The sequence below is a fragment of the Pseudomonas sp. 05L36 genome, assembly GCF_056398125.1.
Genome location: NZ_JBFTOU010000057.1, coordinates 1 through 12,721, shown reverse-complemented (window position 1 = coordinate 12,721; position 12,721 = coordinate 1). Strand labels below are relative to the sequence as shown.

12 protein-coding genes and 4 pseudogenes are annotated in these 12,721 nt (G+C 57.4%); 10 read left to right on the top strand and 6 right to left on the bottom strand.

All coding sequences use genetic code 11. The features are described 5' to 3' along the window. A pseudogene (locus AC1DKH_RS29865) lies at nt 1-140 on the top strand (glutamine amidotransferase); the annotation flags it as partial. 177 nt (nt 141-317) lie between these two features. Here AC1DKH_RS29865 and AC1DKH_RS29860 read toward each other — a convergent pair. Next, nucleotides 318-1,307 carry a LysR substrate-binding domain-containing protein gene (locus tag AC1DKH_RS29860; RefSeq protein ID WP_477760427.1) on the bottom strand — a complete coding sequence of 330 codons (990 nt, stop codon included), beginning with the start codon at nt 1,305-1,307 and terminating at the stop codon, nt 318-320. Nucleotides 1,308-1,403: 96 nt separating this feature from the next. Between AC1DKH_RS29860 and AC1DKH_RS29855 the strand changes: the two genes are divergently transcribed. The 5 genes from AC1DKH_RS29855 (at nt 1,404) to AC1DKH_RS29835 (ending at nt 5,698) form a co-directional block, all read left to right on the top strand. Continuing rightward, nucleotides 1,404-2,573 (top strand): M20 aminoacylase family protein, encoded by a 1,170-nt coding sequence (locus AC1DKH_RS29855; protein ID WP_477800171.1) that lies wholly within the window; start codon nt 1,404-1,406, stop codon nt 2,571-2,573. Nucleotides 2,574-2,641: 68 nt separating this feature from the next. Continuing rightward, nucleotides 2,642-3,421 carry an ABC transporter substrate-binding protein gene (locus tag AC1DKH_RS29850; protein WP_477800172.1) on the top strand — a complete coding sequence of 260 codons (780 nt, stop codon included), beginning with the start codon at nt 2,642-2,644 and terminating at the stop codon, nt 3,419-3,421. Between the two features lie 89 nt (nt 3,422-3,510). Beyond that, entirely contained in the window at nt 3,511-4,200 is a 690-nt protein-coding gene (locus tag AC1DKH_RS29845; RefSeq protein WP_477800170.1) for an ABC transporter permease, read from the top strand. Then, nucleotides 4,197-4,910, top strand: a complete 714-nt coding sequence (locus AC1DKH_RS29840; protein WP_477756246.1) for an ABC transporter permease — start codon at nt 4,197-4,199, stop codon at nt 4,908-4,910. The genes AC1DKH_RS29845 and AC1DKH_RS29840 overlap by 4 nt, the downstream gene beginning before the upstream one ends. Before the next feature lie 20 nt (nt 4,911-4,930). After that, complete coding sequence (locus AC1DKH_RS29835; RefSeq protein WP_477760429.1) at nt 4,931-5,698, top strand: ABC transporter ATP-binding protein; 768 nt, start codon at nt 4,931-4,933, stop codon at nt 5,696-5,698. A gap of 126 nt (nt 5,699-5,824) precedes the next feature. On the opposite strand, the pseudogene AC1DKH_RS29830 reads toward AC1DKH_RS29835, so the two are convergent. Next, nucleotides 5,825-5,983: pseudogene (locus tag AC1DKH_RS29830) on the bottom strand (IS110 family transposase); the annotation flags it as partial. Between AC1DKH_RS29830 and AC1DKH_RS29825 the strand changes: the two are divergent. Then, a pseudogene (locus tag AC1DKH_RS29825) lies at nt 5,984-6,097 on the top strand (GNAT family N-acetyltransferase); the annotation flags it as partial. A gap of 163 nt (nt 6,098-6,260) precedes the next feature. On the opposite strand, the gene AC1DKH_RS29820 reads toward AC1DKH_RS29825, so the two are convergent. Both AC1DKH_RS29820 and AC1DKH_RS29815 read right to left on the bottom strand, forming a co-directional pair. Next, nucleotides 6,261-7,451 carry an MFS transporter gene (locus AC1DKH_RS29820; protein ID WP_477800169.1) on the bottom strand — a complete coding sequence of 397 codons (1,191 nt, stop codon included), beginning with the start codon at nt 7,449-7,451 and terminating at the stop codon, nt 6,261-6,263. Between the two features lie 95 nt (nt 7,452-7,546). Then, nucleotides 7,547-7,957 (bottom strand): YfeK family protein, encoded by a 411-nt coding sequence (locus AC1DKH_RS29815; protein WP_477800168.1) that lies wholly within the window; start codon nt 7,955-7,957, stop codon nt 7,547-7,549. Between the two features lie 252 nt (nt 7,958-8,209). On the opposite strand from AC1DKH_RS29815, the gene AC1DKH_RS29810 reads away from it, so the two are divergent. After that, entirely contained in the window at nt 8,210-9,016 is an 807-nt protein-coding gene (locus AC1DKH_RS29810) for a hypothetical protein (RefSeq protein WP_477800167.1), read from the top strand. Between the two features lie 328 nt (nt 9,017-9,344). Here AC1DKH_RS29810 and AC1DKH_RS29805 read toward each other — a convergent pair. Further along, a pseudogene (locus AC1DKH_RS29805) lies at nt 9,345-9,437 on the bottom strand (LysR family transcriptional regulator); the annotation flags it as partial. Here AC1DKH_RS29805 and AC1DKH_RS29800 point away from each other — a divergent pair. Both AC1DKH_RS29800 and AC1DKH_RS29795 read left to right on the top strand, forming a co-directional pair. Next, a complete protein-coding gene (locus AC1DKH_RS29800) occupies nt 9,410-9,613 on the top strand; it encodes a cupin domain-containing protein (protein ID WP_477765471.1) in 204 nt (67 codons plus the stop codon). The pseudogene AC1DKH_RS29805 and the gene AC1DKH_RS29800 sit on opposite strands and share 28 nt — an antisense overlap. 317 nt (nt 9,614-9,930) lie before the next feature. After that, the gene (locus AC1DKH_RS29795; protein ID WP_477800166.1) at nt 9,931-10,737 is read left to right on the top strand and encodes a lytic transglycosylase domain-containing protein; all 807 of its coding nucleotides are present in this window, start codon (nt 9,931-9,933) and stop codon (nt 10,735-10,737) included. Nucleotides 10,738-11,058: 321 nt separating this feature from the next. On the opposite strand, the gene AC1DKH_RS29790 is transcribed toward AC1DKH_RS29795, so the two are convergent. Then, nucleotides 11,059-12,721, bottom strand: a 1,663-nt coding sequence (locus tag AC1DKH_RS29790) for an Ig-like domain-containing protein (protein ID WP_477800165.1), incomplete at its 5' end; no start/stop codon positions are given.

Sequence of the window (12,721 nt, the reverse complement as noted above, 5' to 3'; positions counted from 1 at the left end):
TAGCTGTGGTTGCAGACCGCATCATAACTGCTCCAGGCCCTGCACCCGTTAGCTTCACCTGCGCAGTGTTCGAAGGTGCCGGGCTATCTTCAGAGATCATTTCTCAGTTCAGGTCAATGTTGGCAGCGGAACATCGGTGACCACGTCGTCCTGCAAAACAGCCGATCAGGTGATGTGTTCGAGTGGCTGCTTTTGGCCGAGAGTCGCCTCTGGCCACGTGCAGAAATCAGTCAGAAGTGAACGCTTGGCGCCGGTACCTACGGCCAGATTCGACCCAAGACGTCCTGATGTATCAGACATAAAACCGTAGGGTCACCTCACAGCCGCAGCCGTAAGGTTTCAAACAGCGTGCGGTCTTCCTTTTTGGCCGAGCGCGCATGGCGCCGAATGACCTGCAACAGGCATTCGGTGAAGCAGACCGCCGGATTGCTCAGTGCGCCATTGCGGCGCGTCACGATGCTCAGCTGTCGGGGCTCGAACTGCTCGGTCAGCCCCAGGGATACCACACGCCCCAGAAATGGCGGGGCTGTGCTCACGATGGACGGCCCCCAGGTGCACATGTCGGCCCGCTCGACCATCATCTGCAAAATGGCCAGTGAATGAGCACGCACGATTCGATTCTCATCAATCTGCGCTCCGTGTTTCCAGAACAGTTCCTGCATCAGCCCGTCGTGCCCGTCCGGCGCGTAGTTCAGGGTCCAGTTTTCTTCCAGTAACTCGTGGATCGATCGCGCATGCTGTCGGGCGTGACCCTCGCGGACCAGCACCGAGGTCTGGTAATCGAGCAAGGTTTCGCAGGCGAATTCCTGGGTCGATTGTGTGGGATGGAGTTGGCCAATCGCGAAGTCCATGCTGCCGTCGCGCAGCAGCGGTTGGGCAACGGCCATCAGGCTTTCGAACAGTTCCAGCTTGATTTGTGGCATACGTTCGCGAAAAGCCAGCACGACTTCGGGCAGGAAGGTCAGGGCAACCCAAGGGGTGATCCCGACGCAGAGCCGGCCTTGAGCCTTCCCACGCATGTGATCAAGCTCGGTCTGTGCGTGCTCCAGTTGCTTGATCACCAGCCGGGCGTGAGTCAGCAGCACTTTGCCGTATTCAGTGAAGTTCAGACCGCTGGCGGTTCGGGTAAACAGCGGTAGCTGCTGGCTGGTTTCCAACTCGCGCAGCGCTTTGGTCACTGCGGCCTGGGAAATCTCCAGCGAACGCGCGGCCGCGCGGATACTGCCGGTTTCGGCGCTGGCAATCAGCGCCTGTAATTGATGCAGTTTCATCTGCTCACCCTGGTGACAACTAATGGTTGTCATCATAACCAAACTGCGCCTCCCCAGCCCAGCGCCCGTTCCCTAAGATCGACCCCAACAGCGCTTTCGCTGCCGCACAGCCCCTGTCGAAGGAGAACACCCATGAATGCCGGCCTGGTCCTGCCTGGTATTGCCGCGATGCAAGATGAAATGATCGCGATACGTCACAGTATTCACGCGCACCCTGAACTGGGTTTTGAAGAATTCGCCACCAGTGAGCTGGTTGCAGCGTGTTTGACTCAGTGGGGCTTTGAGGTCAGCACTGGGGTGGGCAAGACCGGGGTCGTTGCCACTCTGAAAAATGGCGAGGGTCGGTCCATTGGCTTGCGCGCTGACATGGATGCGTTGCCGATACAGGAAACCTCCGGTTTGCCTTATGCCAGCCGGCTCGACGGAGTCATGCATGCCTGCGGTCACGACGGACATACAGCAGTCCTGCTGGCAGCCGGTCAGTACCTGGCCCGGACACGGGCGTTCAATGGCACCGTGCACCTGATTTTCCAACCGGCGGAAGAAGGGCTGGGCGGTGCCAGGAAAATGCTCGAGGAAGGGCTGCTCGAACGGTTTCCGTGCGATGCGATTTTCGCCATGCATAACGTGCCGGGCTATCCCGTCGGGCATTTGGGTTTTTACAGCGGACCGTTCATGGCGTCTGCCGACACGGTTAACGTCAAAATCATCGGCAATGGTGGCCATGGCGCGGTGCCGCACAAAGCCGTCGACCCGGTGGTGGTCGGTGCCTCGATCGTGATGGCCCTGCAAAGCATCGTCTCGCGCAACGTTAACCCGCAGGAGATGGCGATTATCACGGTGGGCTCCCTGCATGCCGGGAGCGCCTCGAATGTCATCCCGTCCAGCGCCGACCTGAGCCTGAGCGTACGCGCCCTGACCCCCGAGATTCGCCACTTGCTGGAAGTCAGAATCACTGAATTGGTCAAGGGCCAGGCCGAGAGTTTTGGCGCCCGGGTCCACATCGATTACCAGCATTGCCATCCGGTGTTGATCAACGATCCCGAACAGACAGCATTTGCCCATGAAGTCGCCCGCGACTGGCTGGGAGAGGAACACCTGATCGATGACTTGCGGCCGTTCACGGCCAGCGAGGACTTTGCTTTTGTCCTGGAAAAGTGCCCCGGCAGCTATCTGGTGATCGGCAACGGCGAGGGAGAAGGCGGGTGCCTGCTGCACAACCCCGGCTACGACTTTAATGACGGCTGCCTGCCGGTGGGCGCGAGCTATTGGGTCAAGCTGGTCGAACGTTTTCTGTGTTGAGACGGCGCATTTTCGCCCGTTGTGCCGGTAAAAAATCTGCGGCCTGAAGAGGAATAAAAATGAACAAGATGATTGCAGCCATTTCCCTGGTGTTCCTGACGGTCTCGAGCCTGGCGGGGGCGGCCGACTGGTCTGGCAAAGTGTTGAAGCTGGGGGTGGACCCGACGTATCCACCGCTGGAATACAAGAACCAGGATGGCACGCTGACCGGCTTCGGGGTCGACATCGCCGAGGCGTTGTGCGCCGAACTGAAAGCCCGATGTGTCTGGGTGGAAAGCAGCTGGGACGGGATGATCCCGGGACTGCTGGCGCGCAAGTTCGATGCGGTGGCGTCTTCGATGACCATCACACCCAAACGCCTGGAGCAGATTGCGTTTACCGACAAGGTGTCCAATGCACCGGCACGGTTAGTGGTCAAACGTGGATCGGGATTACAGCCGACCCTCGAATCGCTCAAGGGCAAGCGCATTGGTGTGGAGCAGGGCTCGACCCAGGAGTCCTATGCCAAAGCGGTTTGGGGTTCCAAAGGCGTGGACGTTCTTTCCTATCAGAATCAGGACCAGGTGTACGCCGACCTGGTCGTGGGGCGACTTGATGCCTCGTTGCAGGGTTCCATTCAAGCCAGTTACGGCTTCTTGAAAACAGCGGCGGGTAAGGACTATGAATTTGCCGGTGCCACTCTGGATGACCCGGGCTTCTTCGGCGTCGGTGATGGCCTTGGTCTGCGCAAGGACGATGTCGCGTTGCGCGAAGATTTGAACAAAGCCCTGGCAACCATTCTCGCCAACGGTACTTACGCGCGGATCAACAACAAGTACTTCGATTTTGACGTCTACGGCGCCCAATAACGCGTCGTCGTTAGCTTGAACAGGGCGCTCGTTCGAGCGCTCTATTGCCCCCCCCTTCACCTCACCCTGACAAGAACAAGGAGAGTGAGATGCTTCTGGAAGGTTTTGGCCCGCAGATTCTGCTGGGCACCCTGGCGACCATCAAACTGGCGCTTTGTTCATTGCTGATCGCCGTCCTGGCCGGGCTGATGGGCGCCAGTTCCAGGTTGTCGTCCAATCGTTTGTTGCGCACGCTGGCCACGGCTTACACGACCGTGATCCGCAGCATGCCGGACCTGGTGATCATGTTGCTGCTGTTCTTCAGCCTGCAGATGCTGCTCAACCGGATGACCGATTGGCTGGGCATCGCCCAAATAGATATCGACCCGTTTCTGGCCGGTGTCGTGACGCTGGCATTCATTTACGGGGCCTACTTTACCGAGACATTCCGCGGCGCCTTCCAGGCAGTCCCGACGGGGCAGATCGAAGCCGCGAGGGCCTACGGCATGACCCACGGGCAGACCTTTCGCAAAATCCTGTTCCCGCAAATGTTGCGCCATGCGCTACCCGGCATTGGCAACAACTTGCAGGTGTTGATCAAATCGACTGCGCTGGTATCGATCATCGGCCTGACCGATGTGGTCAAGGCCACGCAGGATGCGGGCAAGGGCTCGATGCAGTTCTTTTACTTCACCCTGGTCGGCGGCCTGATCTACCTCGCCATTACCACGGTAGCCAATGGTGTGTTGATGTGGCTGGAGCACCGCTACTCGGTCGGTGTCAGGAAGGTTGCGTTATGAACGGCATTCTTCAAGACTACTGGCAGGCTTACCTGTGGAGTGACGGGCCATACTTTTCCGGGTTGGCGGTGACGTTGTGGCTGCTCATACTTTCGGTGGTGATGGGTTTTGTGCTCGCGGTACCGTTGTCGATTGCCCGCGTCAGCCGCAACCCGCTGCTGCGCCTGCCGGTCTGGTGTTACACCTACGTGTTTCGTGGCACCCCGTTGTACATCCAGTTGCTGTTCTTTTACACCGGGGTGTACAGCTTGCATGTGGTGCGGTCCCAGGATTTTCTCAACGCTTTTTTCCGTGACGGCTTCAACTGCACGGTGCTGGCTTTCGGGCTCAATACCTGTGCCTACATGACCGAGATTTTTGCTGGCGCCATCAGGGCGACCGCCCACGGAGAAGTCGAGGCCGCCAGTGCCTACGGAATGAGCCGGTTCACGCTTTATCGGCGGATTATTCTGCCGTCGGCATTGCGCCGCGCGCTGCCGTTTTTCAGCAATGAAGTGATTCTGATGCTGCATTCCACCTCGGTGGCCTTTACCGCCACGGTGCCCGATTTGCTGAAGATCGCCCGGGATGTCAACTCGGCGACCTATGCATCCTTTACCGCCTTTGGCATTGCCGGGGTGTTGTACGCCACCAGTGCTTTTTTCCTGATCTGGCTGTTTCGACGCGGCGAGCTGCATTGGCTGGCCTACCTCAAACCGCGGACGCACTGACCCCTATCGGACTTGCTCGAATGTATAAATTGATCGTTGAAGATGTCCATAAAAACTACGGCAACCATGAAGTGTTGAAAGGGGTTTCGCTCAAGGCCAGGGCGGGTGATGTGATCAGCATCATCGGCTCCTCCGGGTCCGGGAAAAGTACCTTCTTGCGTTGTATCAACCATCTGGAACAACCGTCGGCCGGGCGCATTGTTGTCAATGACGAAGAGTTGCTCACCCGCAGAAACTCAAGGGGTGAGTTGTGTGTGGTTAACCCCGGGCAGTTACGGAGCCTGCGCAGCCGGTTGTCGATGGTGTTTCAGCACTTCAATTTGTGGAGCCACATGTCCGTGCTGGAAAACATCATCGAGTGCCCGATGAGCGTGCTCGGTATCAGTCGGGCGCAGGCACTGGAGCGGGCGCGTCATTACCTTGCCAAGGTGGGGCTGCCACAAAAAGTCGAGGGCCAGTACCCGGTGCATTTGTCCGGCGGCCAGCAACAGCGGGTGGCCATTGCACGTGCGTTGGCCATGGAGCCTGAGGTGATGCTGTTCGACGAACCGACCTCAGCCCTTGACCCTGAACTGGTGGGCGAAGTGCTCAAGGTCATGCAGCAACTGGCCGAAGAGGGCAGGACGATGGTGGTCGTCACCCACGAAATGGCGTTTGCCAGGCAGGTGTCGAACCACGTCATGTTTCTGCATCAGGGGCGGGTGGAGGAGTCGGGAGCGCCAGGCACGCTGCTGGAGCAGCCTCAAAGCGAGCGGTTGCAGCAGTTCCTGGCCGGGAGTCTCAAGTAGTTAAATTTCGATTTTCCGGGCGTGAAGGATAATTTCGAATACTAACGCCAGCAGAGCAATCGACCGACCGCATCTGGCCGATCTGTGCCTATCGCCACTGTCAGCTTCACGCCCTGAGGAAGTCAGTCAACCTAAATCGAGGTTCTTCAGCAGCGGTGAACCGCGCTTCCTCAATACATTCAAATAGGTGGTTTCATCGTAGAGCGTCCTGGTCTGCCAGCACCGATACAGAATCCGAATCCACTTAAACGCGAGTGCGCGTACAGCAGCTTGGCAGGTGCTCCCTTCAGCTTTCAGGCACCCGGCTTTTATCAAAAACTTGGCTACGACGAATTCGGACGCCTGGCAGACTATCCACCGGGACATACCCGGCTCTATTACCAGAAGTCGTTGTGCTGACAGCGTTTTGATCTTGGCCCGATAGCTGCCTCGTAGCAGACCACTATCGGCCAGAAGCAGTCTTTCACCACCAAGGTCGAATGCGCATAGTACCGGAGCAACGGGTGATGCCTAAAACGGTAAGCTGTTCGTTCAGAACCATTTTTTTTACTTTTATTTGCGCTTACCACTTCTTGAATAAGAGCAAGAGCAGAGCTGTTGTGGCAAGCAGCGCGCCCATGAGGAACGTGCAGTCTGACCCAATGCTTTGCCAGAGCCAGCCCGCAAGAACGCTAGCGATCAGCATGCATAGACCACTGACAAGATTGAAAATGCCGAATGCCGTGCCCTTGAGTTCCGTGGGAGATGTATCGGCTACCAGCGAGGCAAGAATGCCTTGGCTAAATCCCATATGAAGTCCCCACAAGGCAACGCCCAGCATCATCGTGATGACAGAACTGGATTGAGCAAGTACCAGATCCGCCAAGACGAGCAACCCCATACCCAAGCAGAGCAGTTTGGTGCGACTGATGCGATCGGATAACCAGCCGGCAGGATAAGCGGACAGTGCATACAGAAGGGACATCACCACCATCACCAGCGGAGCCCAGGTGATCGACAGGCCTGTCTGTTGCGCTCGTAATACCAGAAACGCCTCGCTGAAACGAGCAAGCGTAAACACCCCTCCGATAATGACGACCCACCAATACCCAAAGGAGAAGTCGTGAAGGACTCTCCAATGAATTGGAGATCGAAATGTTTGTTCGCCGGAGAGATGAGTCGGCTCTTTTACTCCTGTGACAATGAGCGCCACCGCCACTGCTGCCGGAATCACTGCGAACCACAGGACTTGCTGTATATCTGCGAGCCATAACATGAGCACGATGGCCAGAGCCGGGCCAAAAACAGCCCCGACGGTATCCATCGACTGTCGCAGTCCAAAACAGGCGCCACGGATTTCTAGCGGCGCCACATCTGCGACTAGAGCGTCTCGTGGCGCCCCACGAATACCTTTGCCAATTCGATCCAGAAAGCGGGCGGTAAAGACCACTTCAACCGAGTGAGCAAGAGGGAAAAGTGGTTTGGTCAGCGCGGCTAAACCATATCCAAGCAGCAGCAATCCTTTGCGCCGACCAATAAAGTCGCTGATAGCACCGGAAAATATCTTGACGAGCATGGCGGTCGATTCAGCAATACCCTCGATCACGCCGACGGCCAACGCACTCGCACCCAATGTAGTGACCAAAAACACAGGCAGTAAACTGTGCACCAGCTCGGATGATAGATCCATGAATAGGCTGACAAAGCCAAGAGCCCAAATCGTGCGCGGAATACGAAAAAGCTCAGCTTTGGTGTTTGAACTTCCGCTACTCATATTTTCATCCTGTACTCATCGGCATCAAGGAGAGACTGAGGAAACGGTTCAGTCGTGCATGCAGGCGAACCAAGTTTCCGCCAGAGCGGCAAAAATCAATGGAGCTGCCGTTGCCTCTGTAGTTCCCTCTTCAGCCAGGTGCGTGCCGGTTGTGCGCCCTCTGGACATCGCACCTCATAGGCGCGGCCAGTCATGCTGCTTCTGGTGGCAGCAAGATCGATGAAGTCTTCTGCGCTGTTCACCATATTCTTGCCTTCGAGATAATTCAGCTTCTTCTCCAGATGCGCCCGAGCCCGGGGACCTGGGAATGCGTCCCCGTTACGCACGAACTGACATTCACTATGCTCGACAAAGTCCAGCAAGCCCTTTATCTCTTGTGTGGCTTGAGGTGTGGCTTGAGCCTGCACATTGGTTACGATTGCGATAAGGCTGATACCAGCGGCCATCATCAATTGGCTGATGGGCCTGGCCGCTGCTCCTATCCACATCTGCATGCGCATCCGCATGATTAATCCTCGTCCTGAAAGTGGCTGGTTTCTGCCTGTCGCCAAGGGCCGGAACTGGCCAAAAGCAGACACTTTTCAGCCCTGATGAAGTCGGTGCCTCACAATACCCTGTGACTTGATGGAGCGCAGATGTTGCGCAAATTGTCTATCCTGAACTCGCACGCTGAACACTTGCATTGAAGAATATGAAATACCCCTAGACCGTAGCAATTAGCGTCCTTTAGCTCAACGTTGGGGTTCGGAGAGTCAGCAATGAGCAATCAAAGCATGCCAAATCAGACTACTCCAGAGAAACCTACCCACACACCCAATGACGGAAACGCAATTGTTTCTGAATCCGCTTACACCCCGAACGCAGTTCATTTAAAGGTCCGCTTACGGAATATAGCGTTGTCAGTCACCCTCCTGATCTATGGAACATTTGGAGTGGTCACCGACAACTTTATGATTCCCACCAAGCGCGGGGTATTAACACTGTATGGCTACCCAGCATGGATCATGTATGGAGCGCTGCTGTGTCTGGTGGCTAACCTGACTGCGGTGATCATTGATCATTACGACACGCGAAACAATGAAGGAAGGTACAAAAAGGTTGAAGCGTTTGTGCGAAAATTTGGATGGATACTGTTTGGTCTTGCATTGATTCTAAGTCTCGTGAAACACGCCAAAGATTACGTATGTGAGGATAGAGTAATCCTACAAACGACCAGCGAAAAAGTTGGACTTACTGCAATCGCATACAATCGCTACTGCGCCTTGCATGATCCACTCAATGCAGTCGAACCGCTACTACAAATTTCTATTATTCCTGCAGCTTCTATTCTTCCGGCAAAGTTTAAAATTGCCGCAAGCATGAATTTGACAGATATTGTTCGCATGTTCTGGAATGGCAATAAATTGACCCTTGAGTACCGCCCGCGTCAAGATAAAAAAGGCAAGAAAGCTCTTCCAGTAGTCTACAGTGACTCACCCGTTCCGGTTGAGCTTATTAACGTGAGCCCTAACCCGGTGGTGCAGGGGACGCGCCGCGATAAAGCTGCACAGAAACCCGGACCTTGAACGTTATTGAATGACCGTTTTTTTGCCGTTTTCTACCTGGTGCAACGGGCTTCTATAGGGTGGTTTCAGCCGGTCGTGGAAGACAGTAATCGGCCGATTCTGTTGAAAAAGCCGGCCATGGTTTGCGCATCAGAAAAGTACGCGTCCGAGATTGAAATCCTTACTTTTGGCAGTGGCTTCCGGACTCTGATTTCACCTGGCAGCGTGCAAAAAAGGCGTTTTCACCAGTCAATGATCAGGCAGTTTGGGCAAAGCGACTTTTTCAACAAAATCTGCCAGAAGGAGACATCCGTTTGCGTCGGGATGCCCCCTATCCAGTCGTCAGGCATTAAGCACTGTTGAGATGGTCGCATATGAGCTCGATGAACCGCTGGGTCTTCGCAGGAAGCAGCCGTGTTTCGGTCAGTGCGTAGACCGAGATGCGAGTGCGACTACGACGAGATGTGCCACATCCTCGAAGGCACCGTGCGCCTGACCGATGCGGACGGCGTGGCGAAGACCTTCGGGCCGGGGGATTCGTTCGTGGTGGCGGCGGAGTTCAGGGGAACCTGGGAAAACATCACGCCGGTGCGCAAGGTGAATTTCATTCTCGGATGAGTTCGGCCCGGGCGGATAACGATGACAACTTTGCCGTCGCCTACCTGGGCCTGTCCCGCACCGGCTCCGGGTCCGTCACCCGCGGATCGGACTTGCGCCCGGCCCTGGCAAGCCGGGACGACGCGTCGTGCGAGCAACCAGGCCTGCGCTTCGCCTGGGAACGCCGGCAGCCCGTACGTCAACGCAAGTTCCAAGGCCGGTTACAAGGGGTATAACTATTAGAACAACAGGCGGGTCACCCAGAACAGGCCCTCCAAAGGCAGCGTCCGGGCCAGGCGCTCCAGGCCTGATCGACGCCTGCGGCGCGGAGCGATGTGATGAGTTCCAGAGCATGGCGATGGGCTCGCAAGAGCCTTTATGGCTGCATCGAGCTGGCCTTGCTGGTCGCTCCACTGTGCGCCAGCGCCATGTTCAAGTGCCAAGCCAGGGACGGAGCCATCAGCTACACCAGCCAAGCCATCGCCAGCGCCCGCTGCACTCGCCTGAGTGGCATGGCGGGCGCTGGTGTCGGCGCCAAGGCAATGGCCCTGCCACGGCTTGTGCGGGACGACAACCCGGGCGCGGTGCGGATTCGGGTGTACACCTTTATCCACAAGGGTATTCGTCAATATGTGAGCCGGCGCCCCGTCGGGATCTCCGCACGGGTCGATGTCCTTGAGCTCTATTACATCAAGGGCTGCTATCTGTGCATGGCGCCGAAGGATTTCAAGGTCGCCTCACTGCGCCTGGACACCCATTCCTATCGGCGGGAGATCGAAGCCGCTTCGGGTCATTATGGTGTCGACAGGGCGCTGGTCCGCGCAGTGATACATGCCGAATCGGCGTTTCGCCCCAACGCCATTTCCGAAGCCGGCGCCCAGGGGCTGATGCAGTTGATGCCCGCCACCGCCGAGCGCTTCGCCGTGGACGATCCGTTCGACGCACGACAGAACATTCGTGGCGGCGTGCGCTACCTGGCCTGGCTGCTCAAGCGCTTCAACGGCAACCAGGTGCTGGCGTTGGCAGGTTACAACGCCGGCGAAGCGTCCGTGGTCGAGTACAACGGGGTGCCTCCCTACGCCGAGACGCAATCCTACGTCACCCTCGTGCGGTCCTTGACCGAACGCTATCGCAACCATCGCTAGTACCGTAGGGCGCATAACCCGGAATAGGTAATACGCCGGCCCCTCCACGGCGGATAACGCTGGCGCGTTATCCGCCCTACGAAAGCAATCAGGTTCCGCGCTCGATCAATACGCAGGGTGGGGAATGGCTCAACCGAACTTCCACGCTCGCCGGTAGCTATCGACCCATAACGGTCATTTGTCCGCCGACGATGGAAGCTCTAGCTCCGAGCTACAGCTTGAAATGCTGGCATTCTGGAAATTTTACAACCAGGTAAGTTGTCAATTTTTTTGTAGCAAGAGGGCCTCAATGAGGCCCTCATCGCCAAAACCTGGTTGTACTCAGTTCGCCTTTATTGGCACCGTCACGGTTTTGCCGAAGGCCGATTTGATGGTCGCTGTCGGGCTAGGCGACGGGCCACTGCCGACGGTCGTCACCGCTATATTCCAGCGCGCGCCTGTCGCCGTAGGCGTCAGGGTGGCGGCGCCAAGGTTCACCGTACCGGTTGTGCTCGTGGCAGTCGCCGTGATGGTATTGCCCGTGCCACGCGAGGTGGTGCCGGACAGGACCCAGTAGTAGCGGCTGTTGCTGCGGGCGGTGACGGTAGCGCTGGTGACGATCAGATTCTCGTTGACCGCTGCCGAGACCGCCACGGACACCGTCGCCGGTGCCGATTCCGCACCCTTGGCGTCGGCGGCCTTATAGGTAAAGGTCGCGGTGAACGGCGCGGGGACTGTTGCCGGTGGTGTGTAGGTCACGCGCGTACCATCGGTGCTGACCACGCCCTTGCCGGAGTCCGGTTGCTCCAGCCCCACCACTTTAAGTGGCACGTTACCGTCAGGGTCGCTGTCGTTGGCCAGGACGTTGATGATCACCGGTTGGCCGGTGTTGCTGATGGCGCTGTCGGCGTTGGCGATCGGTTTTTGGTTATCGCCATCGTTGACACGGGTATCGCCAGTGCGGAAAGTCGGCAGCGCAGCAGAATTGACGTAGGTGACGCCATCCCAGCCTGGGAGGGGCGTTGGCATCAACTGAAACTGGCCGGGGTGCTCGACATCCCAACGCAGCAGCATGGACGTGTCCTCGTGCTGAGTGTTGTGGCAATGCTCCATGTAGGTCCCGGCAAATTCACGGAAGCGGATCGCAATGTCCACGTCCTTCGAACTGTCGATGCCTTCGCCGATGAGATAGACGTCCTTGCGGGCCCATTTTTCCCATTCCGGCGGCGCCTTGCCGTCACGGTTGAGGACGATGCCTTCTTCGAAATGCACGTGCACCGGGTGGCTCCAGCCGTTACCGCCGTTCCTTATTTTCCACACTTCCAGTGTGCCGTCGCCGGAGAACCCGGCAGGGGTCGGGCCGTTAGCCAGTTGCGGAGCGGCGCTGATGATTCGAGGGTCCATTTGGAAGCCGAAACCGCCGTCGGTCTTGATGGTCCAGGGTTGTTCGTCGGTACCGTCGGAGCGACCGAAAGTGAACTCGCGATGCCGCGCCGCCTTGAGCGTGGCCTGCACCGTCGGGTCGTCACGGTTGAGGGTCAGCGGGATCATGGTCTTGCCGGCCGGTTTGCCCGGTTTGGCGGGTTCGTAGTCGGCGGGGTTCATGCTCACGTCCTGGCCGGGATAAGACTGGACCACCAGCTGCATGAACTTGCCCACCACCGGGTCGCCGGCGTCCCATTCCAGCCCTTTGCTGCCCAGCTTGAGCAGCGCTTTGTACTTCCCGGACAGCACATCGGCCAGGCTCAGCGGTACAGGCTCTGGACCCTTGCCGTTCTGGTGTTCCATCAGGTTGACGAAGTACAGCTTGTCGCCGGTCTTGATCCCGTATTTTGAGAAGTTGACGATGATGTCGAAACGTTCGGCGATGCCTATGGTGGGCAGGATGGCGTTGTGGTTCTGCAGGTCGCCGTCACCGTCCAGGTCCATGCTGCCGTCGAACGGCACGGCGTGTTCCATGAGGTTGCCGTCGTTGGCAATCATGTGGAACGGCACGCGGGTATAC

What these genes read in the sequence shown, in the direction of transcription:
- AC1DKH_RS29850 (WP_477800172.1), top strand. Translation starts at nt 2,642, where the DNA reads ATGATTGCAGCCATTTCCCTGGTGTTCCTGACGGTCTCGAGCCTGGCG.
- AC1DKH_RS29815 (WP_477800168.1), bottom strand. Translation starts at nt 7,957, where the DNA reads ATGCGGATGCGCATGCAGATGTGGATAGGAGCAGCGGCCAGGCCCATC.
- AC1DKH_RS29820 (WP_477800169.1), bottom strand. Translation starts at nt 7,451, where the DNA reads ATGAGTAGCGGAAGTTCAAACACCAAAGCTGAGCTTTTTCGTATTCCG.
- AC1DKH_RS29810 (WP_477800167.1), top strand. Translation starts at nt 8,210, where the DNA reads ATGAGCAATCAAAGCATGCCAAATCAGACTACTCCAGAGAAACCTACC.
- AC1DKH_RS29840 (WP_477756246.1), top strand. Translation starts at nt 4,197, where the DNA reads ATGAACGGCATTCTTCAAGACTACTGGCAGGCTTACCTGTGGAGTGAC.
- AC1DKH_RS29860 (WP_477760427.1), bottom strand. Translation starts at nt 1,307, where the DNA reads ATGATGACAACCATTAGTTGTCACCAGGGTGAGCAGATGAAACTGCAT.
- AC1DKH_RS29855 (WP_477800171.1), top strand. Translation starts at nt 1,404, where the DNA reads ATGAATGCCGGCCTGGTCCTGCCTGGTATTGCCGCGATGCAAGATGAA.
- AC1DKH_RS29845 (WP_477800170.1), top strand. Translation starts at nt 3,511, where the DNA reads ATGCTTCTGGAAGGTTTTGGCCCGCAGATTCTGCTGGGCACCCTGGCG.
- AC1DKH_RS29795 (WP_477800166.1), top strand. Translation starts at nt 9,931, where the DNA reads ATGAGTTCCAGAGCATGGCGATGGGCTCGCAAGAGCCTTTATGGCTGC.
- AC1DKH_RS29835 (WP_477760429.1), top strand. Translation starts at nt 4,931, where the DNA reads ATGTATAAATTGATCGTTGAAGATGTCCATAAAAACTACGGCAACCAT.